At 71.0% G+C, this 25,218-nt stretch carries 18 protein-coding genes, 4 tRNA genes and 1 other RNA gene; 13 read left to right on the forward strand and 10 right to left on the reverse strand.

The features are described 5' to 3' along the window. Nucleotides 1-411 precede the first annotated feature (411 nt). The 4 genes from ABZ928_RS12790 (at nucleotide 412) to ABZ928_RS12805 (ending at nucleotide 5,833) form a co-directional block, all read left to right on the forward strand. Nucleotides 412-1,893, forward strand: a complete 1,482-nt coding sequence (locus ABZ928_RS12790; protein WP_361517505.1) for an FAD binding domain-containing protein — start codon at nucleotides 412-414, stop codon at nucleotides 1,891-1,893. Further along, nucleotides 1,890-4,313, forward strand: a complete 2,424-nt coding sequence (gene xdhB / locus ABZ928_RS12795) for a xanthine dehydrogenase molybdopterin binding subunit (protein ID WP_361517506.1) — start codon at nucleotides 1,890-1,892, stop codon at nucleotides 4,311-4,313. The genes ABZ928_RS12790 and xdhB overlap by 4 nt, the downstream gene beginning before the upstream one ends. Before the next feature lies 1 nt (nucleotide 4,314). Beyond that, on the forward strand, nucleotides 4,315-5,124 hold the full coding sequence (xdhC, locus tag ABZ928_RS12800; RefSeq protein ID WP_361517508.1) for a xanthine dehydrogenase accessory protein XdhC: 810 nt from the start codon (nucleotides 4,315-4,317) through the stop codon (nucleotides 5,122-5,124). A gap of 205 nt (nucleotides 5,125-5,329) precedes the next feature. Beyond that, nucleotides 5,330-5,833, forward strand: a complete 504-nt coding sequence (locus ABZ928_RS12805; protein WP_361517510.1) for a nucleoside deaminase — start codon at nucleotides 5,330-5,332, stop codon at nucleotides 5,831-5,833. Between the two features lie 58 nt (nucleotides 5,834-5,891). On the opposite strand, the gene ABZ928_RS12810 is transcribed toward ABZ928_RS12805, so the two are convergent. Both ABZ928_RS12810 and ABZ928_RS12815 read right to left on the reverse strand, forming a co-directional pair. Next, nucleotides 5,892-7,313, reverse strand: coding sequence for an ATP-binding protein (locus ABZ928_RS12810; RefSeq protein ID WP_361517512.1), 1,422 nt, complete (start codon nucleotides 7,311-7,313; stop codon nucleotides 5,892-5,894). Nucleotides 7,314-7,590: 277 nt separating this feature from the next. Beyond that, a tRNA-Ser gene (locus ABZ928_RS12815) sits at nucleotides 7,591-7,678 on the reverse strand. 72 nt (nucleotides 7,679-7,750) lie between these two features. Here ABZ928_RS12815 and ffs point away from each other — a divergent pair. The 6 genes from ffs to ABZ928_RS12845 all read left to right on the forward strand — a co-directional run bounded on the left by ffs (nucleotide 7,751) and on the right by ABZ928_RS12845 (nucleotide 17,022). Further along, nucleotides 7,751-7,849: signal recognition particle sRNA small type (ffs, locus tag ABZ928_RS12820), an RNA gene on the forward strand. Between the two features lie 75 nt (nucleotides 7,850-7,924). Continuing rightward, nucleotides 7,925-10,600: a DNA polymerase III subunit gamma and tau gene (locus tag ABZ928_RS12825; RefSeq protein WP_361517513.1), complete on the forward strand. Its 2,676-nt coding sequence runs from the start codon at nucleotides 7,925-7,927 to the stop codon at nucleotides 10,598-10,600. Nucleotides 10,601-10,754: 154 nt separating this feature from the next. Further along, nucleotides 10,755-12,008 (forward strand): phosphoribosylamine--glycine ligase, encoded by a 1,254-nt coding sequence (gene purD, locus ABZ928_RS12830; RefSeq protein WP_361517515.1) that lies wholly within the window; start codon nucleotides 10,755-10,757, stop codon nucleotides 12,006-12,008. 398 nt (nucleotides 12,009-12,406) lie between these two features. After that, nucleotides 12,407-14,221 (forward strand): hypothetical protein, encoded by a 1,815-nt coding sequence (locus ABZ928_RS12835; protein WP_361517668.1) that lies wholly within the window; start codon nucleotides 12,407-12,409, stop codon nucleotides 14,219-14,221. Nucleotides 14,222-14,441: 220 nt separating this feature from the next. Next, complete coding sequence (locus ABZ928_RS12840) at nucleotides 14,442-15,986, forward strand: N,N-dimethylformamidase beta subunit family domain-containing protein (protein WP_361517517.1); 1,545 nt, start codon at nucleotides 14,442-14,444, stop codon at nucleotides 15,984-15,986. Nucleotides 15,987-16,122: 136 nt separating this feature from the next. Beyond that, entirely contained in the window at nucleotides 16,123-17,022 is a 900-nt protein-coding gene (locus ABZ928_RS12845) for a phosphoribosylaminoimidazolesuccinocarboxamide synthase (RefSeq protein WP_361517519.1), read from the forward strand. Nucleotides 17,023-17,081: 59 nt separating this feature from the next. Here ABZ928_RS12845 and ABZ928_RS12850 read toward each other — a convergent pair. The 8 genes from ABZ928_RS12850 to ABZ928_RS12885 all read right to left on the reverse strand — a co-directional run bounded on the left by ABZ928_RS12850 (nucleotide 17,082) and on the right by ABZ928_RS12885 (nucleotide 21,690). Further along, nucleotides 17,082-17,157: transfer RNA gene (locus tag ABZ928_RS12850), tRNA-Gly, on the reverse strand. Nucleotides 17,158-17,179: 22 nt separating this feature from the next. Beyond that, complete coding sequence (locus ABZ928_RS12855) at nucleotides 17,180-17,788, reverse strand: response regulator transcription factor (protein WP_361517521.1); 609 nt, start codon at nucleotides 17,786-17,788, stop codon at nucleotides 17,180-17,182. Continuing rightward, nucleotides 17,785-19,134: a histidine kinase gene (locus ABZ928_RS12860; protein ID WP_361517522.1), complete on the reverse strand. Its 1,350-nt coding sequence runs from the start codon at nucleotides 19,132-19,134 to the stop codon at nucleotides 17,785-17,787. The genes ABZ928_RS12855 and ABZ928_RS12860 overlap by 4 nt, the downstream gene beginning before the upstream one ends. Before the next feature lie 16 nt (nucleotides 19,135-19,150). Then, nucleotides 19,151-19,933, reverse strand: coding sequence for an ABC transporter permease (locus ABZ928_RS12865; RefSeq protein ID WP_361517524.1), 783 nt, complete (start codon nucleotides 19,931-19,933; stop codon nucleotides 19,151-19,153). Continuing rightward, nucleotides 19,930-20,865 (reverse strand): ABC transporter ATP-binding protein, encoded by a 936-nt coding sequence (locus ABZ928_RS12870; protein WP_361517525.1) that lies wholly within the window; start codon nucleotides 20,863-20,865, stop codon nucleotides 19,930-19,932. The genes ABZ928_RS12865 and ABZ928_RS12870 overlap by 4 nt, the downstream gene beginning before the upstream one ends. Nucleotides 20,866-21,001: 136 nt before the next feature. Continuing rightward, nucleotides 21,002-21,074: transfer RNA gene (locus tag ABZ928_RS12875), tRNA-Gly, on the reverse strand. Nucleotides 21,075-21,154: 80 nt separating this feature from the next. Next, a tRNA-Gly gene (locus tag ABZ928_RS12880) sits at nucleotides 21,155-21,226 on the reverse strand. Nucleotides 21,227-21,372: 146 nt separating this feature from the next. Next, nucleotides 21,373-21,690, reverse strand: a complete 318-nt coding sequence (locus ABZ928_RS12885) for an Lsr2 family protein (RefSeq protein ID WP_361517527.1) — start codon at nucleotides 21,688-21,690, stop codon at nucleotides 21,373-21,375. 292 nt (nucleotides 21,691-21,982) lie between these two features. Between ABZ928_RS12885 and purS the strand changes: the two genes are divergently transcribed. Genes purS through purL form a run of 3 tightly spaced genes read left to right on the forward strand, consistent with a single transcriptional unit; the run spans nucleotide 21,983 to nucleotide 25,178 of the window. After that, entirely contained in the window at nucleotides 21,983-22,246 is a 264-nt protein-coding gene (purS, locus tag ABZ928_RS12890; RefSeq protein ID WP_015659417.1) for a phosphoribosylformylglycinamidine synthase subunit PurS, read from the forward strand. After that, nucleotides 22,243-22,923 (forward strand): phosphoribosylformylglycinamidine synthase subunit PurQ, encoded by a 681-nt coding sequence (gene purQ / locus ABZ928_RS12895; protein WP_361517529.1) that lies wholly within the window; start codon nucleotides 22,243-22,245, stop codon nucleotides 22,921-22,923. The genes purS and purQ overlap by 4 nt, the downstream gene beginning before the upstream one ends. Further along, nucleotides 22,920-25,178 carry a phosphoribosylformylglycinamidine synthase subunit PurL gene (purL, locus tag ABZ928_RS12900; RefSeq protein WP_361517531.1) on the forward strand — a complete coding sequence of 753 codons (2,259 nt, stop codon included), beginning with the start codon at nucleotides 22,920-22,922 and terminating at the stop codon, nucleotides 25,176-25,178. Before purQ ends, purL begins: the two co-directional genes overlap by 4 nt. Nucleotides 25,179-25,218: the final 40 nt, after the last annotated feature.

Below are 25,218 nucleotides of genomic sequence, written 5' to 3' on the forward strand. Positions count from 1 at the left end.
TTTCGACAACCCACCAGGCTCCGCATTGGTGGAAAATACAAGATTCGAAGTCGGGGCACCCGGTGAACCCTTGACCTCGATGGCCCCGGCCACTATTTTGCGGTAGACGTCGACCCAAAACCACCGAAAGGAGGCGACCAGCGGATGAACACCAGCTCTGATCTCGGTCGCCTCGCCCAGTGCACGGTCTGGGTTCCGGGTCGTATCGCGCACGGCTGCTGAGCACGCCGTTTCCGCTGTGCCCGGCCGTGGCACATTCGGGGTTTCCCGCCACCATTTCTGGCACGTCGTTGCTGCGTGCCGAGCCGTTTTGCATCCGCTCCTGTCACGTGGCGCGACTGAACACAGAAAGTGCCTGAAATTGGCGAACATGATGAATCGACGGATCACGCACCGAATCGAAGGCCTGTCATGACGGAAGCGCGGATCACGGTTAACGGCAAAGAAACACCGGTTTCACCGGCGGCGCCGCACACCACCGTGCTGGATTTCCTGCGCGAGCGGGGCCTGACCGGCACCAAGGAGGGCTGCGCCGAGGGTGAGTGCGGCGCCTGTTCGGTCCTGGTGGCCCGTCCCGGGGTGAACAAGCCGACCGACTGGGTGGCGGTCAACGCTTGTCTGGTCCCGGCCGCGGCGCTCGACGGCCAGGAGGTCATCACCGCCGAGGGCCTCGCCACCGCCGGCGCGGACGGCACCCCGCCCGCCCTGCACCCGGTGCAGGAGGAGATGGCGGCGCGCGGCGGCTCCCAGTGCGGCTACTGCACGCCGGGATTCATCTGCAGCATGGCCTCCGAGTACTACCGGCCCGACCGCTGCGCCCACGCGGACGCGGACCCGGCGGACAGCGGCGACCACGAGCACGACCACGAGCACGGGCCGAACGGCTTCGACCTGCACGCGCTCAGCGGAAACCTCTGTCGCTGCACCGGCTACCGCCCGATCCGCGACGCCGCCTTCGCCGTGGGGGAGCCCGCCGACGAGGACCCCCTGGCGCTGCGCCGCGAGGAGGCCCCGCCCGCCGCGGTCGCCACCGAGTACACCCGGGACGACAGCACGTTCCTGCGCAAGGAGACCCTGGCCGAGACGCTCCGGGTGCTGCGCGAGCGGCCGGACGCGGTCGTGGTCGCCGGTTCCACCGACTACGGCGTCGAGGTCAACATCCGCTCCCGCAGGGACGGTTGCGTGGTCGCCATCGACCGGCTGCCCGAACTCCGCGAGCTGCGCGTCGAGTCGGACTTCATCGAGATCGGCGCGGCGCTCACGCTCACCGAGATCGAGCGCCGCCTCGACGGCCAAGTCCCGCTGCTGGCCGAGCTGTTCCCGCAGTTCGCCTCCCGGCTCATCCGCAACGGCGCCACCCTCGGCGGCAACCTCGGCACCGGCTCGCCCATCGGTGACAGCCCGCCGGTGCTGCTCGCCCTGGAGGCGTCGCTGGTGCTCGCCGACGCCGACGGGGAGCGGGTCGTCCCGCTCGCGGAGTACTTCACCGGCTACCGGCAGACCGTGCGCCGGCCCGACGAGCTGATCCGCGCGGTCCGCGTCCCGCTGCCGCTCGCGCCGGTCGCGGCCTTCCACAAGATCGCCAAGCGGCGTTTCGACGACATCTCCAGCGTCGCGGTCGCCTTCGCGCTCGACATCGAGGACGGCATCGTCCGCAAGGCCCGGATCGGCCTGGGCGGCGTGGCCGCCACCCCGATCCGCGCCCTCGCCACCGAGGCGGCCCTGGAAGGCAGGCCCTGGACGGCGGAGAATGTAGAGGCAGCGGCCCGGGTGCTGCGGGGTGAGGGCACGCCGATGGACGACCATCGCGCCAGCTCCCTCTACCGTTCCGCGATGCTCGGCCAGAGCCTCAGGAAGCTGCACGCACAGACCACCGAGGCGGTGTCGGCATGAGCCATCTGTCCGAGCGACCCGAGAAGCCGGCCGTCGGCCTCTCCCTGCCGCACGAGAGTGCCTACCAGCACGTCACCGGCACCGCGCTCTACACCGACGACCTGATCCACCGCACCAAGGACGTGCTGCACGCCTACCCGGTGCAGGTCATGAAGGCCCACGGCCGCATCACCAAGCTGAACACCGGGCCCGCCCTCGACGTGCCCGGCGTGGTCCGCGTACTGACCGGCGCCGACGTGCCCGGCGTCAACGACGCCGGCATGAAGCACGACGAGCCGCTCTTCCCCGACGAGGTCATGTTCTACGGCCACGCCGTCGCCTGGGTCCTCGGCGAGAACCTCGAAGCGGCCCGGCTCGGCGCCGCCGCCGTGGAGGTCGAGCTCGACGAGCAGCCCGCGGTGATCACGCTCCAGGACGCCATGGCCGCCGAGAGCTACCACGGCGCCCGCCCGCTGATGGAGACCGGCGACATCGCCGCAGGCTTCGCCGACTCCGCGCACGTGTTCACCGGCGAGTTCCAGTTCTCCGGCCAGGAGCACTTCTACCTGGAGACCCACGCGGCCCTCGCCCAGGTCGACGAGAACGGCCAGATCTTCATCCAGTCCAGCACCCAGCACCCCTCGGAGACCCAGGAGATCGTCTCCCATGTGCTCGGTATCCCGGCGCACGAGGTCACCGTGCAGTGCCTGCGGATGGGCGGCGGCTTCGGCGGCAAGGAGATGCAGCCGCACGGCTTCGCCGCCGTCGCCGCGCTCGGCGCCAAGCTCACCGGCCGCCCGGTCCGCTTCCGGCTCAACCGGACGCAGGACCTGACGATGTCCGGCAAGCGGCACGGCTTCCACGCCTCCTGGAAGATCGGCTTCGACGCGGACGGCCGTATCCAGGCCCTCGACGCCACGCTCACCGCCGACGGCGGCTGGAGCCTGGACCTGTCCGAGCCGGTCCTCGCCCGCGCGCTGTGCCACATCGACAACACGTACTGGATCCCCAACGCGCGGGTCGCAGGCCGTATCGCCAAGACGAACACGGTCTCCAACACCGCCTTCCGCGGCTTCGGCGGCCCCCAGGGCATGCTGGTGATCGAGGACATCCTGGGCCGCGTCGCGCCCCAGCTGGGCCTCGACCCCATGGAGCTGCGCGAGCGCAACTTCTACCGCCCCGACCAGGGCCAGACGACTCCGTACGGGCAGCTGGTCACCCAGGCCGAGCGGATCGCCACCGTCTGGCGCGAGGTCCAGGACAAGGGCGGGGTCGCCGACCGCAAGCGGGAGATCGCCGCGTTCAACGCCGCGCACCCGCACACCAAGCGGGCGCTCGCGATCACCGGCATCAAGTTCGGTATCTCGTTCAACCTCACCGCCTTCAACCAGGGCGGCGCGCTGGTGCTGATCTACAAGGACGGCTCCGTCCTGATCAACCACGGCGGCACCGAGATGGGCCAGGGCCTGCACACCAAGATGATCCAGGTGGCGGCGACCACCCTGGGCATCCCGCTGCACAAGGTCCGCCTCGCCCCGACCCGTACCGACAAGGTGCCCAACACCTCGGCGACCGCGGCCAGTTCGGGCGCCGACCTCAACGGCGGCGCCATCAAGAACGCCTGCGAGCAGCTGCGCGACCGCCTCCTCCAGGTGGCCGCCTCCCAGCTGGGCGTCAACGCCTCCGACGTACGCATCGTCGAGGGCGTCGCACGCGCCCTGGGCAGCGACAAGGAGGTCGGCTGGGACGACCTCGTGCACACCGCGTACTTCCAGCGGGTGCAGCTGTCGGCGGCCGGCTACTACCGGACCGAGGGGCTGCACTGGGACGTGAAGTCGTTCCGCGGCACCCCGTTCAAGTACTTCGCGTACGGCGCCGCCGCCGCCGAGGTCGAGGTCGACGGCTTCACGGGCGCGTACCGCCTCCGTCGGGTGGACATCGTCCACGACGTCGGCGAGAGCCTCTCCCCGCTGATCGACATCGGCCAGGTCGAGGGCGGCTTCGTGCAGGGCGCGGGCTGGCTGACCCTGGAGGACCTGCGCTGGGACACCAGCGACGGACCGCACCGTGGCAGGCTCCAGACGCAGGCGGCGAGCACGTACAAGCTGCCGAGCTTCTCCGAGATGCCGGAGGAGTTCCATGTGACGCTCCTGGAGAACGCCACGGAGGAAGGCGCGGTCTACGGCTCCAAGGCCGTCGGCGAGCCCCCGCTGATGCTGGCGTTCTCGGTGCGCGAGGCGCTGCGGCAGGCCGCCGCCGCGTTCGGGCCGAGCGGGGTCAGCGTGGACCTGGCGTCGCCGGCGACGCCGGAGGCGGTGTATTGGGCGGTGCAGGAGGCGCGGGAGGCCGGTGAGTCCGGTGAGGGTGCCGCTGACCAGGTCAGCACCGCCGTATCGGATGTGTCCGACGCATCCGACGTAGAAGCGCTGAGCGGTGCCTGACATGACCTGGGTCGCCGCGGTCGCGCGGTTGCGGGCACGCCGGGAGGCCGGCGTGCTGGTGACCGTCGCGACCGTGCGCGGCCACGCCCCGCGCGAGGCCGGAGCCAAGCTGGTCGTGGGGCGGAGCGAGACATGGGGCTCCATCGGCGGCGGAAATGTCGAGGCCGTCGCGATCGACCGGGCCCGCGAGCTGCTCGCCGCGGCCAAGCCGGAGCCCGAGCTGATGGACTTCGCCCTGAACGACAAGGTCACCAACCAGCACGGCGTGCAGTGCTGCGGCGGCACGGTCCAGGTGTTGCTGGAACCGCTCCCGGTCGTAAAGGCGGTAGCGATCTTCGGCGTCGGCCATGTAGGCCTGGAACTGGCGCGTATCCTCGCCCGTCAGGACCTCGACCTCCATCTGATCGACAGCCGCTCCGACATCCTCACCGAGGAACGGCTGGGGGTGCTGTCCGACTCGGTGGCGCAGGTGCACGTCCACCACACGCCGCTGCTGCCCGAGGAGGTCCTGGAGGATCTGCCACCCGGCACCCACGTCCTGATCATGACCCACGACCACGCGGAGGACGCGGCGCTGTGCGACGCCGCCCTGCGCACCGACCGCCTCGGCTCCATCGGGCTGATCGGCTCGTCGGCGAAGTGGGCGCGGTTCCGCAAGCGGCTGTCCACCGAGGGCGGTCACGACGACGCGACCATCGACCGGATCAAGACCCCGATCGGCCTGTCCGACATCAGCGGCAAGGAGCCCGCGACGATCGCGGTGAGCGTCGCCGCGGACCTGCTGCGCACGTTCGAGACAGAGGGCCGCTGACCCTTCGGGACGAGGGCCGCCGACCCTTCGGTTTCCGGTGGAATTCGACGGCGTTACCGGTCCTCTGTCCTTCATACGAAGCTACGAGATGGGCCGCCCGGCCAGCCGACTCCTTCATGGTTTCGGTGACTGACTCTCCCCGGGACCCGGCGGGTCTACTTGCGCTGTAGGTGGCCCACAGTGGCCCACAGAAGAAGGAGCGACCGTGACCGCGTACACCCAGGAAACGTCCGTCCAGCAGATCGAGCGCACCTGGATGGACGAGGCCATCGGCCTCGCCACCGAGAGCGTGAAGAACGGCGGCGGTCCCTTCGGCGCCCTGATCGCCAAGGACGGCGAGGTCGTCGCCATCGGGAACAACAAGGTCACCTCGCACCTCGACCCGACGGCCCACGGCGAGGTCAGCGCGATCCGCGCCGCCTGCCAGAAGCTCGGCACCTTCTCCCTTGAGGGCTGCGTCCTCGTCACCTCCTGCGAGCCCTGCCCGATGTGTCTCTCCTCCGCCCTCTGGGCGCGCGTCGACCGCATCATCTTCGCCGCCGACCGCGACGACGCGGCCGTCGCCGGCTTCGACGACCGCAAGTTCTACGACCTCTTCGAGAAGCGCCCCGCCGAGCTGTGGCCGCTGGCGATCGAACGCGTGGAGATGCCGAACCGGACGGCGCCGTTCGACGCGTGGCTGGCGAAGTCGGACCGCGTGGACTACTGAACCGGCTGGGGCCCCGTCGGCTCTCCGCCCGAACTGCGACCACACGAGGCAGCCTTGCTCACGCCCCGCGCCAGGCGGTGAGCAGTTCGGCGGGGCCGTAAGCCGCCTGAAGACCGGAACATCCGATCCCGCTGCGGGAGACCGCCACGAGCGGTACCGGCTCGTCGGTGACCGCGGCCCGGTGCTTCTGCAGTGCGGCCAGGTCGTGGCTGTCGAACGCGGAGTTCTCCAGCCACTTGACCGAGCCGAGGAAGAGCAACTGCTTGGCTACGGGCTGCCGGTCGGCGCCCACCAGGTCGATCTCGACGTCGTTGCTGCGGGTCCAGTACCCCCCGATGGCCGGGGCGGCGGGCAGCAGCCCGTCCGGCAGGAGGCGGGCGAGGGATTCCCGGACCAGGGGCTCGATCGCGCGGCCCCGCCAGCTCGTCCACCGCTCCTTGATCCGGCTCAGTGTGAGATCTCCTCGCATCCTCTCGATCTCCGCCATGTGCGGATCCAGGAACGCGAGCCAGAACCGCAGGTAGGGGTCGGCCACCCGGTAGCGGCGTTCCTTCGACGGCCTCAGCGAGAGCGGCAGTTCGGTGGCCACGACCCTTTTCTCGGTCAGGACGTCAGTGGCTCGGGTGAGCGTGGTGTGGGCGATGCCGCCCGCCGCGCGAGCGATGTTGGTGAAGGTCCGCTCCCCGGATCCGATGGCCCGCAGGACCTCCCGGCTCATCGCCTGTGGTGGGAACTCCGCCGCCAGTGAGCGTTCGGCGGAGACCAGCAGCGCCGAGATCGGGTTGTCCAGCGAGTCACGCAGGAACTCCCAGACATCCGCTCCGGCCCGCCACTCGGCGCAGATCAGGGGGAGGCCCCCCGTGACCAGAGCGGCGTCGAACGCGGCCGCGGGCGAGAGGCCGAGCATCTCGCCGATGTCGGCCGGGTTCAGGGGCCCCACGACCATCTCCCGGCCCCGCTGGTGGAAGGGCCGGTCGTAGCTGTTCAGCGCCTCCATCATCGACAGATCGGACCCCACCAGGAGGAGAAGCACCGGCTTGCGGCTGAGCAGCCGGTCCCATGCCCGCCGGAGCATGCCCTCGAAGGCGTCGACGCGGTCCATCAGATACGGAACCTCGTCGATGACGACGACGCTGGGAGTGTCGTCGGGCAGGATCTCCGCGAGCAGTCTGAGGGCCGCGTTCCACTGACCGGGGGTCTCCTCCGAGAACAGTTCCCGCTCCGGCAGGGTGGACCTGGCGACGGCGTCGAGCAGTTCCGTCAGTTCGTCCTCCGCCGCGCCGCCCGCCGCGGTGAAGAAGAGATACGGCGTCTCGGTACGCCGGAGGAACTCCTCGACGAGGCTGGACTTGCCGACCCGCCTCCGTCCGCGCATGAGGACGCACTGACCGGGTTTCGCCGACCCGACGGCATCGCCAACCGCCCGCAAGGCGTTGCCGAGCACGTTCAGCTCGCGTTCCCGCCCGATGAAACGACGCATGGCAAGAGCCTCTCGCAAGGATAGTCTCGTCAGAGATACTATCTCTATCGATACCATCTTCGGCGGGGCGGTGGTGTCCGCCGTCGTGGCCGACGCCTGGCCGGCGAATGAGGTCTTCGGCCACGTTCTGCAGTGAGCGCGCCACATCGCCGATGCCGCCTGAGAAGCCCCGCAAACACCCGCTGCGGACAAAAACCAGGACAACGAGTCCGAGGACAACGTCGAAGGGCCCCACCGCAAGCGGTGGGGCCCTTCGACATCGTGCCCGGTGAGGCACTGGCGGAGGATACGAGATTCGAACTCGTGAGGGGTTGCCCCCAACACGCTTTCCAAGCGTGCGCCCTAGGCCTCTAGGCGAATCCTCCGCCGCAAACAATACAAGACGTTGAGGAGTGCTCGCGAACTCGTTCCCACCCCCGGCCATCGGGTACTGTTTGGGCAGCCCCTCACGCGGCGCTATCTGACTGAACTCCCCCAGGGCCGGAAGGCAGCAAGGGTAGGTTGGCTCTGGCGGGTGCGTGGGGGGCGCTTACGTTGCCAGGGCGGCCGGGGGTAGTCGGGGGAGTCTCGGTGGGCCCGGGTTGTCAGTGGGCGCCTATAACCTCGTATGCGTGTCGTCTCTCGCGCTGTACCGCCGCTATCGCCCGGAGTCGTTCGCCGAGGTCATCGGGCAGGAGCATGTCACCGACCCGTTGCAGCAGGCGCTGCGGAACAACCGGGTCAATCACGCGTACCTGTTCAGCGGTCCGCGCGGCTGCGGAAAGACGACCAGCGCACGCATCCTGGCCCGCTGTCTGAACTGTGAGCAAGGTCCTACGCCGACCCCGTGCGGCGAGTGCCAGTCGTGCCGGGACCTCGCGCGCAACGGCCCCGGCTCCATCGACGTCATCGAGATCGACGCCGCGTCCCACGGTGGTGTGGACGACGCCCGTGATCTGCGCGAGAAGGCCTTCTTCGGGCCTGCGGGCAGCCGTTACAAGATCTACATCATCGACGAGGCCCACATGGTCACGTCGGCGGGCTTCAACGCGCTGCTGAAGGTCGTCGAGGAGCCCCCGGAGCACCTCAAGTTCATCTTCGCCACGACCGAGCCCGAGAAGGTCATCGGGACGATCCGGTCGCGGACCCACCACTACCCCTTCCGGCTCGTGCCGCCGGGGACGCTGCGCGACTACCTCGGTGAGGTGTGCGGCAAGGAGAACATCCCCGTCGAGGAGGGTGTGCTCCCGCTCGTCGTCCGCGCCGGTCAGGGCTCGGTGCGTGACTCCATGTCCGTCATGGACCAGCTGCTCGCCGGTGCGCGGGAGGAGGGTGTGACGTATGCCATGGCCACCTCCCTCCTCGGCTACACCGACGGCTCCCTCCTCGACTCCGTCGTCGAGGCCTTCGCCACCGGCGACGGCGCCGCCGCCTTCGAGGTCGTCGACCGCGTCATCGAGGGCGGCAACGACCCGCGCCGCTTCGTCGCCGACCTTCTGGAGCGCCTGCGCGACCTCGTGATCCTCGCCGCCGTCCCCGACGCCACGGAGACGGGCCTCATCGACGCCCCCGCCGACGTCCTGGAACGGATGCAGGCCCAGGCCGGCACCTTCGGCCCCGCCGAACTCAGCCGCGCCGCCGACCTCGTCAACGAGGGCCTCACCGAGATGCGCGGCGCCACGTCCCCGCGCCTCCAGCTGGAACTGATCTGCGCGCGCGTACTGCTCCCCGCCGCCTACGGCGACGAACGCTCCCTCATGGCCCGCCTCGACCGCCTTGAGCGGGGCGTGAACTTCTCCGGCGGCGGGGGCGCACCCGCCATGGGCTACGTCCCCGGCCCCGATGCGCACGGGGGTGTGCAGGGAGGCGTGCCTGGGGGTGCGCATGGGGGTGTGCACGGAGGAGCGGCCGTGGCCCCGGTTCCGCCAGGCGGCGGCGCCGCGGCGGCCCGCGCTGCCGTACGGGCTTCGGGTGCCCCGAGCGGGCCGGGAGCCGGCGCGCCCGCTGGCGCGGGCGGTGCCTACGGCGCCACTCCGGGCCAGGGCGCCGCTCCGGCCTACGGAGCCGCTCCCGGCCAGGGCGGAGGTCCGGCTTACGGAGCCGCTCCCGGCCAGGGCGGAGGTCCGGCTTACGGAGCCGCTCCCGGCCAGGGCGGAGGTCCGGCTTACGGAGCCGCTCCCGGCCAGGCCGGGGCTCCCGACTACGGCACCGCCCCCGGTCAGGGCGCTGCGGGAGGCCCCGCCGCCCCCGGCCAGGGCGCCCCCGCACCGTACGGTGCTGCCCCGGGCCAGGCATCGGCTCCCGCCGCGCCCGGTGACGCCGGTGCAGCCGCCGGTCCTGTCGCCGCCGCCGGCCCTGCTGCCATGCCCTCCACCCCCGCCGCCGGGGTAGGCGACGCCCAGCCCCACCAGCCCCAGGCACCCACCCCACCCCCTGCCGCCCCCACCGCCTCCACCCCCGGCGCCTGGCCCACCGCGGCCCCCGCAGGCGGCGGCCGACGCCCCGGCGGCTGGCCCACGGCAACCCCGGCCGGTGGCGGCCAACCCCCGGCCACCCCCAGCGCCCCCGCGCCCACAGCCACCCCCGCCCACACCCCGACGCCCGCACCGCAGGCCGCACCCCCCGCCGCAGCTGCGTCATACGCCCCCCCGGCCGGCGGCCTCGACCCCCGCATGCTCTGGCCGAACATCCTGGAGGCCGTGAAGAGCCGCCGCCGCTTCACCTGGATCCTGCTCAGCCAGAACGCCCAGGTGGCCGGCTTCGACGGCACCACCCTCCAACTCGGCTTCGTCAACGCCGGCGCCCGCGACAACTTCGTGAGCAGCGGCAGCGAGGACATCCTCAAGCAGGCGCTGGGCGAGCAGTTCGGCGTCCAGTGGAAGATCGAGGCGATCGTCGACGCGTCGGGCGGCGGCGCGGCACCCGCGCAGACCGGCGGCGGCATGTCCGGCTTCACCGGCGGAGGCGGAGGCGGAGGTGGTGGTTACGGCGGTGGCGGCACCCCCGCCGCCCCCAGCGGCTACGCCGGAGGCGCCCCGGCCCCCGGCCCGGCCCCCGCTCAGCAGCGCCCGGCGTCCCCCGCGCCGACTTCCCCGCCCCCCGCCCAGACCCCGGCAACACCACCCCCGGCCGCCACCGCTCCCACCCCCACCCCCCAGCCGTCCGCTCCGGAACCGCCCCCGGTCGCCCCCGAGGACGACATCCCCGAGGACGACGACCCCGACCTCAACGAGTCGGCCCTCTCCGGCCGCGAACTGATCGTGCGGGAACTGGGGGCGACGGTGGTGGAGGAGTTCACGAACGAGTAGGGAGCGAGTGGGGAGCGAGTAGGGGGCGAGCAGGGAATGCCTAGGGGGAGGGCCCCTTCCGCCCCCCGATTGGGAGAAACCCACAAACCCCGCCCCCCACCCCCTTCAGCAACCCGCACAATTCCCCGAGCCCCCCGCCGGTTACGCTGACCCCGTGAAGGTCCTCGTCATCGGCAGCGGCGCCCGCGAACACGCCCTGTGCCGCTCCCTGTCCCTCGACCCCGACGTCACCGCGCTGCACTGCGCCCCCGGCAACGCCGGCATCGCCGAGGTCGCCGAGCTGCACCAGGTCGACGCCCTGGACGGCAAGGCCGTATCCGCGCTGGCCACCGAGCTCGGCGCCGAGCTGGTCGTCGTAGGCCCGGAGGCGCCGCTCGTCGCCGGTGTCGCCGACGCCGTGCGCGAGGTCGGTATCCCGGTCTTCGGCCCCTCGAAGGAGGCCGCGCAGCTGGAGGGCTCCAAGGCCTTCGCGAAGGACGTGATGGCGGGGGCCGGTGTCCCCACCGCCCGCTCCTACGTCTGCACGACCCCCGAGGAGGTCGACGAGGCCCTCGACGCCTTCGGCGCCCCGTACGTCGTCAAGGACGACGGGCTCGCCGCCGGCAAGGGCGTCGTCGTCACGCCCGACCTCGACGTGGCCCGGGCGCACGCGAACTCCTGCGAGCGCGTCGTCATCGAGGAGTTCCTCGACGGCCCCGAGGTCTCCCTCTTCGCGGTCACCGACGGCGAGACCGTCGTCCCGCTCCAGCCCGCCCAGGACTTCAAGCGCGCCCTCGACGGCGACGAGGGCCCGAACACCGGCGGCATGGGCGCGTACTCCCCGCTGCCGTGGGCGGACCCGAAGCTGGTGGAGGAGGTCCTGGAGACCGTCCTCCAGCCGACCGTCGACGAGCTGCGCCGCCGCGGCACCCCCTTCTCCGGGCTGCTCTACGCCGGTCTCGCGATCACGGGCCGCGGCGTACGGGTCATCGAGTTCAACGCCCGCTTCGGCGACCCGGAGACCCAGGTGGTCCTGGCCCGCCTGAAGACCCCGCTGGCCGGTCTCCTGCTGGCCGCCGCCAAGGGCGACCTCGCCGACCTCCCGCCGCTGCGCTGGAGCGACGACGCCGCCGTCACCGTGGTCATCGCCTCGCACAACTACCCCGACACCCCGCGCACCGGCGACCCGATCACCGGTCTCGACACGGTGGCCGCCGAGGACGCCCCGCACGCGTACGTCCTCCACGCCGGCACCAAGCACGACGGCGACGCCGTGGTCAGCGCGGGCGGCCGCGTCCTGTCGGTCACCGCGACCGGCAAGGACCTGAACGAGGCCCGCGACCGCGCGTACCAGGCGGTCGCCCGCATCCGCCTGGACGGCTCCCAGCACCGCACGGACATCGCGGCGAAGGCCGCGGCGGGAGCGTAACCGGCAGACCGGATGAACCAGACAGGCCCCGATTCCGTCTCAGGATTCGGGGCCTGACCCGTGCCCGGGACGGGTTCGGGATGGGTTGCCGCACTACGGGGAAGGCTGGATCCGAGGCCGGACGGGGGCTGAATTTGAGTCAAGATCCAAGGCCTGATCTTCGCTGTCCGTCATCCACCTTTCCCCAAAGCCATTCCATCGAGTGACCGCAGCCATTTACAGCTGACGTGGGCCGAGCCCCCAACTAGGGTGCGGCGCAAGCGTTCCGGCAGGTTCCGGCACTTGGCCCACCGGCATTGCGATGTCAGTGGTGGGTGCCACAGTGGGGGAGTGAGCAACGCCAGGACTGCCAGGCAGCCAGGACAGCAGCGAGGGGGTGACATCCGGTCGTGACCGGTATGGGTGGAGAGGCGGGCGCACAGGCCGCGCGCTCCCGGGCGCTCGCCGTGCTGCGCATCCGCAGCCGCGCGCTGGCCGTCGCGCTGCTGCCGGCGGCCGTCGCCGTGGTGTTGTACGCGGGCGACACCACCGGCCATCTGGTGGGCCCCGGCTGGCACGCCGCGCGCTGGGCCGTCACCCCGCTCGCCGTCGTCGTCCTGCTGGCCGCCGCCGGCATCGCCCTGGTCGTCGCCCGCGCCCGCCCGGCGGTGAGTCCCACGGTCCCGATCGCCGAGGAATCGGCGCCCGACCTGTACCGCCTGGTCCGCGACCTGGCCGACCGCCTCGACGTACCCGCCCCCTCCGCGATAGCCCTCACCCCGGACTGCGACAGCTGGCTGGAGGACCGCACCCACCCGGCCCACGGCCCGCCCCAGCAGGAGGACCGCGACGAACTCACGGGCGCCCGCGGCTCCAGGCGTACGACGGCGGCGCCGGTCCTCGTCATCGGCTCCCCGTTCCTGTGGTGGATGCGCGTCGGCGAACTCCGCGCGGTCCTCGCCCCGGTCGTCGCCGGTACGGGACCCTCGGCGCACCCGGACATAGCCGCGGCCCGCCGCTTCGTCCGAGGCCTGGACGCCGCGGTGGCCGTCGCCTCCACGGCGGGGCGCTGCCCGTTGACCCGCGTGGTGTGCGCGGGCGTCGGCTGGGTGGCCCGCCTGCTGCTGCGCAGCTGCCGTGAGCACGCGGCGCAGATGGAGCGCGGGGTCGCGGCAGCGGCGGCCGAGCGCGCCCAGGCCGTGGACTACGGCCTGCGGATCGTCGCCCAGGAACAGGTGGGCCTGGCGTACGCCGGCTGGGACCGTCTCCTGACCCGCGTCGCGCTCCCCGCCTGGCGGATGGGCCGCTGGCCGTCCCGTCTGGACGCGGGTGTCGTGGCGGCACTGACGGAACTCTCCCGCCGGGACCGCCTCGCCGAAGGCTTCGCCTCCCGCCTGGGCGAACGCCCTGCCTGCGACCTCCTCGAAGAACCCGGCACCATCGACGAGGCCACCTCCCTCCTCGCCGCCCGCCTCTTCCACGGCGGCCCCGCGGAGCCAGGCCCCGACTGGTCCCCGGTCAACTGGGACGAATACCCGGACGAGGTCGTGGACCGAAAGTGGCGCCTGGACGCAGCCCGCCTCCACCGAGTCCTGGACGCCCAGTCCCCCCACCCCACCCCAGACCCCAGAGAAACAGCAGGCCCAACCCTCTCCCGGGTCCTCGACTACCTGTCCCTGCCGGGGGAGACAGCACCCCTTACCTCGGACCCCAGGGCCCCCCTGGCGGCCAACCCAACGGCCGCCCCGTCGGCAGTAGGGCCCGCAGCCGATACCTCGGCAACCCCCCCAGCCGAAGCCGAAGCCGAAGCCGAAGGCGAAGACGAAGCCGAAGCCGAGGCCGAGGCCGACAACGAACGCACCGCCACCCTCGCCGCAGCCCTGACCGCGGAACTGGCCCGCGAGGAAGCCACCACCCCCAACCCTCCCACCCCCGACCCCACCCTCTGGGACGAAGGCGCACTCCCCCTCTTCCCCCCGCAGGCCCCCCGCTCGGCCCGCGAACTCCTCACCGACCACGTCACCGCCATGGTCTGCTGCGCCGCGATGGACACCGCAGGCGCCACCCCCGGCCTCGACTGGCTCGACGGCCCGACCCTCCTCATCAACGGCGACCGCGCGGCAGACCTCACCCCCGTGGTCCTGAGCCTGATCGAGGACGGCGACCCCACCCCGTTGCGCACGTGGCTCCTGGAGTCCGGAATACGCCCGGAGAAACCCCTCCGCCTCGTCTGAGCGCACCCCGCGACCAACTCGGCGAACTCCCTTACCGGAAGCCCTCGTTCCACTTTCGGCGAATTCGCAACGAATAGTGACAGCCTGCGTGCGTAATGTGATGTGCTGGGACCGATCGAGCACATGGCAAGGGCTTACGACATAAGACAGCCGTCGCGGCAACGCACGTACGACCGCAGGACCGCACGAACACACGGGGGCACGAGGGAGGGGAGCAGCCATGGGTCCGGAACAGATCCGCCGGTGGGAGTCGGGAGCGCTGGCGCACGCGGTGACGGACCCCTTCGGCCAGGGCCCCGTCCCCTGGCTGCGCGGCGACGAGACGTACTTCAACGACACGGGCCAGGTGGTCCCCTGGTACGTGGACGGGGGCACCACAGACACAGGCCCAGGCACCCCAGGCCCAGGCACAGGCGCCACCGCATCCGGCACCAGCCCAGCCACCCCCCGAATCCCCACCCCCCGCCGAACCGCCGGAGGCCCCCGCTCCGCCGACGACATCCGCCGCCAGATCAAGGGCTTCACCTCCACCGGCGCCGCGGCCCCCGGCGAGGCCATCGACTTCCACATCACGGTCGACCCGCCCCAGGAGTTCGCCGTCGACGTCTACCGCATCGGCCACTACGGCGGCGACGGCGCGGCGAAGATCACCACCAGCCCCCGCCTCTCCGGCATCGTCCAGCCCCCGCCCCTCACCGCGGACCGCACGGTCTCCTGCCACCACTGGTGGCTGAGCTGGCGCCTTCAGATCCCGTCGTACTGGAGCATCGGCGCGTACGTCGCCGTACTCACCACCGCCGACGGCTACCGTTCCCACGTCCCCTTCACCGTCCGCCACGACCACCCGGCGGACCTGCTGCTCCTCCTGCCGGACGTGACATGGCAGGCGTACAACCTCTACCCGGAGGACGGCCGCACCGGCGCCAGCCTCTACCACGCGTGGGACGAACAGGGCCGCCTGCTGGGCGAGTCCGACGCGGCGACGACCGTCTCCTTCGACCGCCCGTACGCCGGCGCAGGGCTCCCCCTCCACGTGGGCCACGCCTACGACTTCATCCGCTTCGCCGAGCGCTACGGCTACGACCTGGCCTACGCCGACGCCCGCGACCTGCACTCCGGCCGCGTCGATCCCACCCGCTACCGGGGCCTGGTCTTCCCGGGCCACGACGAGTACTGGTCGGCGAACATGCGCCGCACCGTGGAGCGGGCCCGCGACCACGGCACGTCCCTCGTCTTCCTCTCCGCCAACACCATGTACTGGCAGGTGGAGTTGGGCCCGTCCCCGTCCGGAGTGCCCGACCGCCTCCTGACCTGCCGCAAGCGCAGGGGCCCGGGCCGCCCGGTGCTGTGGCGCGAAATCGACCGCCCGGAACAGCAGTTGGTCGGCATCCAGTACGCGGGCCGCGTCCCCGACCCGTCCCCCCTGGTCGTCCGCAACGCCGACCACTGGCTCTGGGATGCGACCGGCGCCCACGAGGGCGACGAGATCGAGGGCCTGGTGGCGGGCGAGGCCGACCGCTACTTCCCCCGCACCCCCCTCCCCGAGCACGAGGACCGCATCCTGCTCGCCCACTCCCCGTACGCCGACACCGAGGGCGCCCTCCGCCACCAGGAGACCTCCCTCTACCGTGCCCCCTCCGGCGCCCTGGTCTTCGCGTCCGGCACCTTCGCGTGGTCCCCGTCCCTGGACCGCCCCGGCCACATCGACCCCCGAGTCCAGCGCGCCACGGCGAACCTCCTGGACCACATCTGCAAGCGCGACTGACTCCCCACGTCAGCGCCCCGGCCCTCTACCCTGAGCGCCACCGCCCCCCTGCCCTGAGCACCACCGACCCCCTGTCCCTGGCCAGGCTCCCGATACGGGACAATCAAGCCATTGGACAGAACCACGGGGAGGAACCGTGTCCGGATTCGTAGAAAAGCCCGAGCCGATCCAGGTTCCGGGCCTGGTGCACCTCCACACCGGCAAGGTGCGTGAGCTGTACCAGAACGAGGCGGGCGACCTCGTGATGGTCGCCAGCGACCGCATCTCCGCGTACGACTGGGTGCTGCCGACCGAGATCCCCGACAAGGGCCGGGTCCTCACCCAGCTCTCCCTGTGGTGGTTCGACCAGATCGCGGACCTGATCCCCAACCACGTCCTGAGCACCGACCTGCCCGAAGGCGCCCCCGCCGACTGGGCCGGCCGCACCCTCGTGTGCAAGTCGCTCCAGATGGTCCCGGTGGAGGCGGTGGCCCGCGGCTACCTCACCGGCTCGGGCCTGGTCGAGTACAACGACTCCCGCACGGTCTGCGGCCTCGCCCTCCCCGAGGGCCTGGTCGACGGCAGCGAGCTCCCCGCCCCGATCTTCACCCCGGCCACCAAGGCCGAGGTCGGTGAGCACGACGAGAACGTGTCGTACGAGGAGGTCGCCCGCCAGGTCGGCGCCGACACCGCCGCCCGACTGCGCCAGGCGACCCTCGCCGTCTACGCGCGCGGCCGTGACATCGCCCGCGACCGCGGCATCATCCTCGCGGACACCAAGTTCGAGTTCGGCTTCGACGGCGACACCCTGGTCCTCGCGGACGAGATCCTCACCCCGGACTCCTCCCGCTTCTGGCCGGCCGAGCAGTGGGAGCCGGGCCGCGCGCAGCCGTCGTACGACAAGCAGTTCGTGCGCGACTGGCTGACCTCGGCGGAGTCCGGCTGGGACCGCAAGAGCGAGCAGCCCCCGCCGCCGCTGCCGCAGCAGGTCGTGGACGCGACCCGCGCCAAGTACATCGAGGCGTACGAGCGTCTGACGGGCACGACCTGGTCGTAGAAGTCGTAGAAGTCGTAGAACAAGAAGAAGCCCCCCGGACCAGCCGGGGGGCTTCTCTCTGGAGCGAACGACGAGGTTCGAACTCGCGACCTCAACCTTGGCAAGGTTGCGCTCTACCAACTGAGCTACGTTCGCATGCGCCGTGGCGCGAGAACCACTATACCCAACCTCGCTCCCGGGCGAGCCGCACCGCCGAGTGCCGGTTCTCGGCGCCCAGCTTCGAGACGGCCGACGACAGATAGTTCCGCACGGTCCCCTGCGACAGCGCGGCCCGTTCCGCGATCTCCGCGACCGGCGCCCCGTCGGCGGCCAGTTCCAGCACCTCGGCCTCGCGCGCGGTCAGCGGCGAGTCCCCGGCGGAGATCGCGTCGGCGGCCAACTCCGGGTCCACATACCGCTGTCCGGCATGCACGGTACGGATGATCTCCGCGAGCCGCCGCGCGCTCACCGTCTTCGGGACGAAACCCCGCACACCCGCCTCAAGGGCCCGCTTCAGATGCCCGGGCCGCCCATGACTCGTCACGATCAGCACGCGGCAGTCGGGCAGTTCGGCCCGCAGGGATGTGGCGACCTTCACACCGTCCGCCCCGGGCATCTGAAGATCCAGTACGGCGACATCGGGCGCGTGCGCCTTCGCCATCGCCAGCGCCTCGGGCCCCGACGCCGCCTCGGCGACGATCACGAGATCGTCCTCCAGCGCGAGCAGCGCGGCCAGCGCACCCCGGATCAGATGCTCGTCATCGGCGAGCAACAGCCGCACCGTCATCCCGTGACCTCACTCACTTCACTCACCCGCAAGGGCACCGAGGCCACCACCCGGAACACCCCGCCCCCCACGGTCCCCGCCTCCAACGTCCCCTCCACCACAGCGAGCCGCTCCCGCAACCCGGCCAGCCCCGAACCTCCGTACCCCGCGGAGTTCGCAGAGCCGCCCGAGCCCGCGGAGCCCCCGGAGCCGCCCGAGCCCGCAGAGCCGCCCGAGCCCCCGGATCCCGCAGAGCCGCCCAAGCCCCCGGAGCTCCCGGCCGACGCCGCCGCGCCCGAGCCCACCCCGTCGTTCTCCACGGTCAGCACCACCCGCTCCCCGCTCACCCGCACATCCACCGCGCACCGCCCGGCATCCCCGTGCCGCAGCACATTCGTCGTCGCCTCCCGCACGGCCCACGCGAGCGCCGACTGCACATCGGCCGGCAGCGCGTCCGACTCCCCGTTCACCTCGAAGGCGCAGGCGATCCCCGCCGCCTCCAACACCCCCCGCGCACCGGCGAGTTCCACCCCGAGGTCGGCCTCCCGATATCCCCGTACGACATCCCGCACCTCGCGCTGCGACTCCCGCGCGATCCGCTGCACCTCGACCATCTGCTCCTCCGCCTCGGGCCGCCCCCGCCGTGCCAGCTGCACCGCCAGCTCGCTCTTGAGCGCGATCACGGCGAGGTTGCGTCCCATGACGTCGTGCAGGTCCCGACCGAACCGCAGCCGCTCCTCCGCGACGGCGAGCCGGGCCCGCGTCTCGCGGGCCTCGTCGAGTTCGTAGACGGCGTTGAGGAGCCAGATCGAGAAGGCGGAGGTGAAGGCGAGGAACCCGCCGCCGAGGAACACCACCAGCACGCTGATCAGGGCCTCGGGGCCGGGCCGGCCCGCGAACGCCACGAGTCCCGCCCCGACGGCGAAGCCCGTGACGACGGAGTACATGCGCCGCCGGCTGCGTATACCGAGCGCGAAGATGCCCGACCCGAATATCAGCACGACGGCGAAGACCGAGCCGGCCGCGGTGTCGACGCCGTCCCCGCCCGGCCCGTGCTCCGATATCGCGATCGCCATGACGGCGATCGCCGCGGTGAGCGCGCCGAGCGTCCACAGCATGTGGACGGGCTGCTCGCGGCGGCCGAGCGTCCAGTCCAGCGCCTGCGAGGCGGTCACGGCACAGACCACCGAGTGCCCGACCACCGCGAGACCCAGCGAGGCGGCGACCCACGGCACCATCTCACCGACGAGCGGCAGCCCGAGCGAGATGACCTCGACCACCACGAAGAAGTGGAACGACCATCGTGTGTACGTCTCGACCTTGGCCGGCGTGCTCTTGCGCCGCCACCAGTCCCCCGAACCGCTCATCTCCCCGCTCCCGTGCTCAGCGCCGCGGTTCCCACCGGAACCACCGTCGTACAGCAAACACGCCCAGCGCGGCCCAGGCCAGCGCGGTCAGGGCGGCGCCGAGCACCTCGTACGCCGAGAGGTCCCCGGTCCAGCCGCCGCGCACCAGCGTGATCACCGGGGTGAGCGGCAGCAGTTCGCACAGCGAGGCCATCCGGTCGGGCAGCACCTCGAGCGGCACGGTGATCCCGGAGCCCAGCATCGAGACCAGCATCAGCGGCAGGCCGGTGACCTGCGCGCTCTCCACGGTGCGGGTGAAGCTCGCGGTGAGGGCGGCCAGCGACGCGCAGATCACCAGGCCGAGGAGCAGCCCCAGGACGGCGAGCGCCACCGCCTTGGGCGCCGCCATGTCGAGCAGGACCGAGCAGCCGATCACCAGGAGGACCGACTGCACGATGCTGGTGACGACCGCCGGCAGCGCGGCCCCGGCCAGGATCTCCGCGTCCCGCACCTCCCCGGTGCGCAGCCGCTTGAGGACGAGTTCCTCGCGCCGCCCGACGAAGACGCCCACGAGCGCCGTGTAGACGGCGAAGAGCAGCGAGAACCCGATCGCGGCGGGCAGCAGCACCAGCCCCACGGTGAGCCCGGACTTCCCGAGGTCCAGGTCCTGGATGGCCGCCTTCACGCTGAACGGCAGCACCAGCGGCAGGAACACCGCGGAGAAGACCATGCCCCTGCTCCGCAGGAACAACGTCGCCTCGGCCCGCCCGAGCGCCGAGACCCGCCCGGCCGGAGTGCTGAAAGCCGTCGTCCCGCTCATGCCACCCGCTCCTTCGTCCGCGCCTGCCCGGCGATCCCCAGAAACGCCTCCTCCAGCGAGGCCGACCGCACATCGAGCCGCCGCAGCTCGACCCCCGCCCCCGAGGCCCACACCAGCACCCCGGTCGCCGTCCGCTGCAACTCCCGCGTCCGCAGCCGTACGGCCCGGCCGTCGACCTCGTGGGCCAGCACCCCCAGCTCCCCGAGCGGCGGCAGATCCCCCACGAAGTACCCCTCGGGCAGCTCGAAGGAGATCCGCGACGGCTGCCCCGCCGTCACCTCGCCCGGAGTCCCGGTGACCGCGATCCGCCCCTCGTGGAGAATCGCCAGCCGGTCGGCGAGCCCCTCGGCCTCCTCCAGATAGTGCGTGGTCAGCAGCACGGTCGTACCGCCGTCCCGCAGCGCCCGCACCAACTCCCAGGTGTCCCGCCGCCCCTCGACGTCGAGCCCGGTCGTCGGCTCGTCCAGGAACAGCACCTCGGGCCGCCCGAGCAGCGCGAGCGCGAGATCCAGCCGCCGCCGCTCACCCCCGGACAACTGCTTCACCCGTACGTCGGCCCGCCGCGCGAGCCCGACGAGCTCCAGCGCCTCCAGCGGCGGCCGCGCCCCGCTCACGCATCCCGCCCACATCCGCGCGGTCTCGGCGACGGTCAGCTCGGACGGGAACCCACCCTCCTGAAGCATCACGCCGGTCCGCGGCCGTACGGCGGCCCGCTCCTCGTAGGGATCGTGCCCGAGCACCCGCACCCGGCCCCCGGCCGGCCGCGCGAGCCCTTCGAGCAGCTCCACCGTCGATGTCTTGCCGGCCCCGTTGGTACCGAGCAGCGCGAAGACCTCGCCCCGGTTCACGGAGAAGCTGATCCCGCGGACCGCTTCGAACCCGCCCCCGTAGACGCGTCGCAGGTCAGTGACCTCAATCACGTTCGTGTTCATGGAACCAGCATCCCGGCGCCCGGGCCCCGGAAGCAGTGCGCGCTGTCATCACTCGCCATGACAAATGTCAGACGGCCGACAAGGCGATGCGGGCACGAAAAAGCCCCCCGACCGAAGCCGGGGGGCTTGATTCAAGAGCGAACGACGAGGTTCGAACTCGCGACCTCAACCTTGGCAAGGTTGCGCTCTACCAACTGAGCTACGTTCGCATTGCCTCCGACCAGCTCTCACTGATCGGCGCGAGCACCATCCTACCTGATCCACAAGGGGGACCAGACCGGCGATGCAGAGCGGGTGACAGGAATTGCACACTGCGCCTTCCCCCTGGAAGGGGGATGTTCTGCTACTGAACTACACCCGCATGTACTCCGTGGGCTGGGCTTTTCCGTCCCCGCCCCTCGGCGTGCTCCAGACTCTAGCCGACCAGGTGGGGGGCAATGCAAGTCGGTTGTCCTCAGGGCCCGCTGACGGACCCTGAGCACGACCTGTGAGCCCTCGCCCGTCGCGTCACTGCGCCGCGGCGAACGCCTCGTAGACCTTCTTGGGGATGCGGCCGCGGGCGGGCACGTCCATCTTGTTCGCCTGGGCCCAGGCGCGCACGGCGGCCGGGTCGGGGGCGACCTCGGTCTGCTTGTACGCCTTGCCGGACCTCGACCGCTTCCGGCCGGCCTCCACGTAGGGCGCGAGCGCCTTACGCAGTTCCTTGGCATTCGCTTGATTCAGGTCGATCTCGTACGACTTGCCATCGAGTCCGAAGGCGATCGTTTCCGCCGCTTCCGAGCCGTCGATGTCGTCAAAGAGAGTGACCACGACCTTCTGCGCCACGAATATCGGTCCCTTCGTACGGCACTTGCCAATTCATTTGTACAGTGCCCGACAATGCAATGGGAAGCCCGACTAAATCCTTCCGCGTGTCTGAGCGCAATAGGTATCGGGTGTCGATCGGGGATCTTTCCCGGAAATTTTCGTGAACGCGGCCGTCGATACCGGATCGTGACGGCCCTCACGTAGCTTCCTACAAGTCAACGCGCGTAGAAATTTTGTGCGGGTAGTCTGAAGACACCTGTTGGACGGACCCCGCAGGAACCTTGCTCAGCACCACACACCGGGAGTGCCAGTGGCACGCGTCGTAGTCGACGTCATGCTCAAGCCGGAGATCCTCGACCCCCAGGGCCAGGCGGTGCAGCGCGCACTGCCGCGCCTGGGTTTCGAAGGCATCTCGGACGTACGTCAGGGAAAGCGATTCGAACTGGAAGTTGACGGACCGGTCGACGAGGCCGCGCTCGCCCGCATCCACGATCTTGCGGAATCCTTCCTCGCCAACACCGTGATCGAAGACTTCACGGTGAAGGTGGAAGAAGTCGCGGAGGCCGCGAAGTGACCGCTCGTATTGGCGTCGTCACTTTCCCGGGAAGTCTCGACGACCGGGACACCCAGCGCGCGATCCGCCTCGCGGGCGCCGAACCGGTCGCCCTCTGGCACAAGGACAAGGACCTCCACCAGGTCGACGCGGTCGTCCTTCCCGGTGGTTTCTCCTACGGCGACTATCTGCGGGCCGGCGCCATCTCCCGCTTCTCGCCCGTGATGGAGACGGTCATCGAGCAGGCCAAGGCCGGACTTCCGGTCCTCGGTATCTGCAACGGCTTCCAGATCCTCACCGAGGCCCACCTGCTGCCCGGCGGGATGCTCGGCAACGACCACCTCCACTTCATCTGCCGCGACCAGAAGCTGCGGGTGGAGAACGCGGACACCGCCTGGACCGCCGACTACGAGTCCGGCCAGGAGATCCACATCCCGCTGAAGAACATGGACGGCCGGTACGTCGCCGACCAGTACACGCTGGACAAGCTGGAGGCCGAGGGGCGGGTCGTGTTCCGCTACCTGGACTTCAACCCCAACGGCTCGCTCAACGACATCGCCGGCATCACCAACGAGGCCGGGAACGTCGTAGGCCTCATGCCGCACCCGGAGCACGCCGTCGAGCCGCTCATCGGCTCCGGCCGCACCGACGGTCTCCCCTTCTTCACCTCGATCCTCAAGAAGCTGGTCAACGCATGAGCCGGACGCCTCTGGACACGGTCGAGCACGCGGCCGCGACCCCCGACGTCGAGCTGCCCTGGGCCGAACTCGGCCTGAAGAAGGACGAGTACGAGCGGGTCGTCGAGATCCTCGGCCGCCGCCCCACGGGTGCGGAACTGGCCATGTACTCGGTCATGTGGTCCGAGCACTGCTCGTACAAGTCCTCGAAGGTCCACCTCCGCCAGTTCGGCGAGAAGGCCCCCCAGTCCGACGCGCTGCTCGTGGGCATCGGCGAGAACGCGGGCGTCGTCGACGTCGGCCAGGGCTACGCGGTCACCTTCAAGGTCGAGTCGCACAACCACCCGTCGTACGTCGAGCCCTACCAGGGCGCGGCGACCGGTGTCGGCGGCATCGTCCGCGACATCATCGCGATGGGCGCGCGCCCGGTCGCGGTCGTGGACCCGCTGCGCTTCGGCGCCGCCGACCACCCCGACACCAAGCGCGTCCTGCCGGGTGTCGTGGCGGGCATCGGCGGTTACGGCAACTGCCTGGGCCTGCCCAACATCGGCGGCGAGGTCGTCTTCGACGCCTGCTACCAGGGCAACCCGCTGGTCAACGCCGGTGCCATCGGTGTGATGCGGCACGAGGACATCCACCTCGCGAAGGCGTCCGGCGCGGGCAACAAGGTCATCCTGTACGGGGCCCGGACGGGCGGCGACGGCATCGGCGGCGCGTCGATCCTGGCGAGTGAGACCTTCGACGACGCCAAGCCGTCGAAGCGTCCGGCGGTCCAGGTCGGCGACCCCTTCCAGGAGAAGCTCCTCATCGAGTGCACCCTGGAGGCCTTCAAGGAGAAGCTGGTCGTCGGCATCCAGGACCTGGGTGCGGCGGGCCTGTCCTGCGCCACGTCCGAGCTGGCGTCCAACGGCTCCGGCGGCATGCGCGTCACCCTGGACGACGTACCGCTGCGCGACTCGACGCTCTCGCCCGAGGAAATCCTCATGAGCGAGTCGCAGGAACGCATGTGCGCGGTCGTGGAGCCGGAGAAGGTGGACCGGTTCCTGGAGATCTGCGACAAGTGGGATGTCATCGCGACCGTCATCGGTGAGGTCACCGACGGCGACCGGCTGGAGATCTTCTGGCACGGCGGCAAGATCGTCGACGTCGACCCGCGCACGGTCGCGCACGACGGCCCGGTCTACGAGCGCCCCTACGCCCGCCCGTCCTGGCAGGACGAGCTCCAGGCGGACGACGCGAACGCGCTGCCGCGGCCCGGGACTTCGGAGGAACTCAAGCAGCAGGTCCTCCAGCTGGTCGGTTCTCCCAACCAGGCCTCCAAGAAGTGGATCACTTCGCAGTACGACCACTTCGTGCAGGGCAACACGGTGCTGGCCCAGCCCGAGGACTCGGGCATGATCCGCATCGACGAGGAGACCGGCCTCGGTGTCGCCATCGCGACGGACGGCAACGGCCGGTACGCGAAGCTGGACCCGTACGCGGGCGCCCAGTTGGCGCTCTCGGAGGCGTACCGGAACGTGGCCACGACGGGTGCCAAGCCGCTCGCGGTGTCGGACTGCCTGAACTTCGGCTCGCCCGAAGACCCCGCTGTCATGTGGCAGTTCGCGGAGGCCATCCGCGGACTGGCCGACGCCTGCCAGCAGTTGGGCACCCCGGTGACCGGCGGCAACGTCTCCCTCTACAACCAGACGGGCGAGGCGGCCATCCACCCGACCCCCGTCGTGGCCGTGCTGGGCGTCATCGACGACGTCGCCCGCCGCACACCGGTCGCCTTCCAGGAGGAGGGCCAGCTGCTGTACCTCCTCGGCGACACGCGTGAGGAGTTCGGCGGTTCGGCGTGGAGCCAGGTCATCCACGACCACCTGGGCGGCCTGCCGCCCAAGGTCGACCTGGAGCGTGAGCGCCTGCTCGCGGAGATCCTGATCTCGGCCTCACGCGACGGCATGATCGACTCGGCGCACGACCTGTCCGACGGCGGTCTGATCCAGGCGGTCGTGGAGTCGGCGCTGCTCGGCGGCAAGGGCGCGCGTCTGGTCGTACCGGACGGGCTCGACGCGTTCACGTTGTTGTTCTCGGAGTCGGCGGGCCGTGCCGTGGTGGCCGTCCCGCGCTCCGAGGAGGTCCGCTTCAACGACATGTGCGGCGCCCGGGGCCTCCCGGTCACCCGCATCGGTGTCGTGGACGGCGACACCGTCGAGCTCCAGGGCGAGTTCGAACTGTCCCTGGAGGAACTGCGCACGGCGCACGAGGGCACCATCGAGGCACTGCTCGCCTAGGACGGACCCCAGCTTGTGATGCGCGTATGAAGGCCCCGCC

Origin of the sequence: Streptomyces sp. NPDC046909, assembly GCF_040644695.1 — a bacterium.
In the GTDB taxonomy this organism is placed as follows: Bacteria; Actinomycetota; Actinomycetes; order Streptomycetales; family Streptomycetaceae; genus Streptomyces.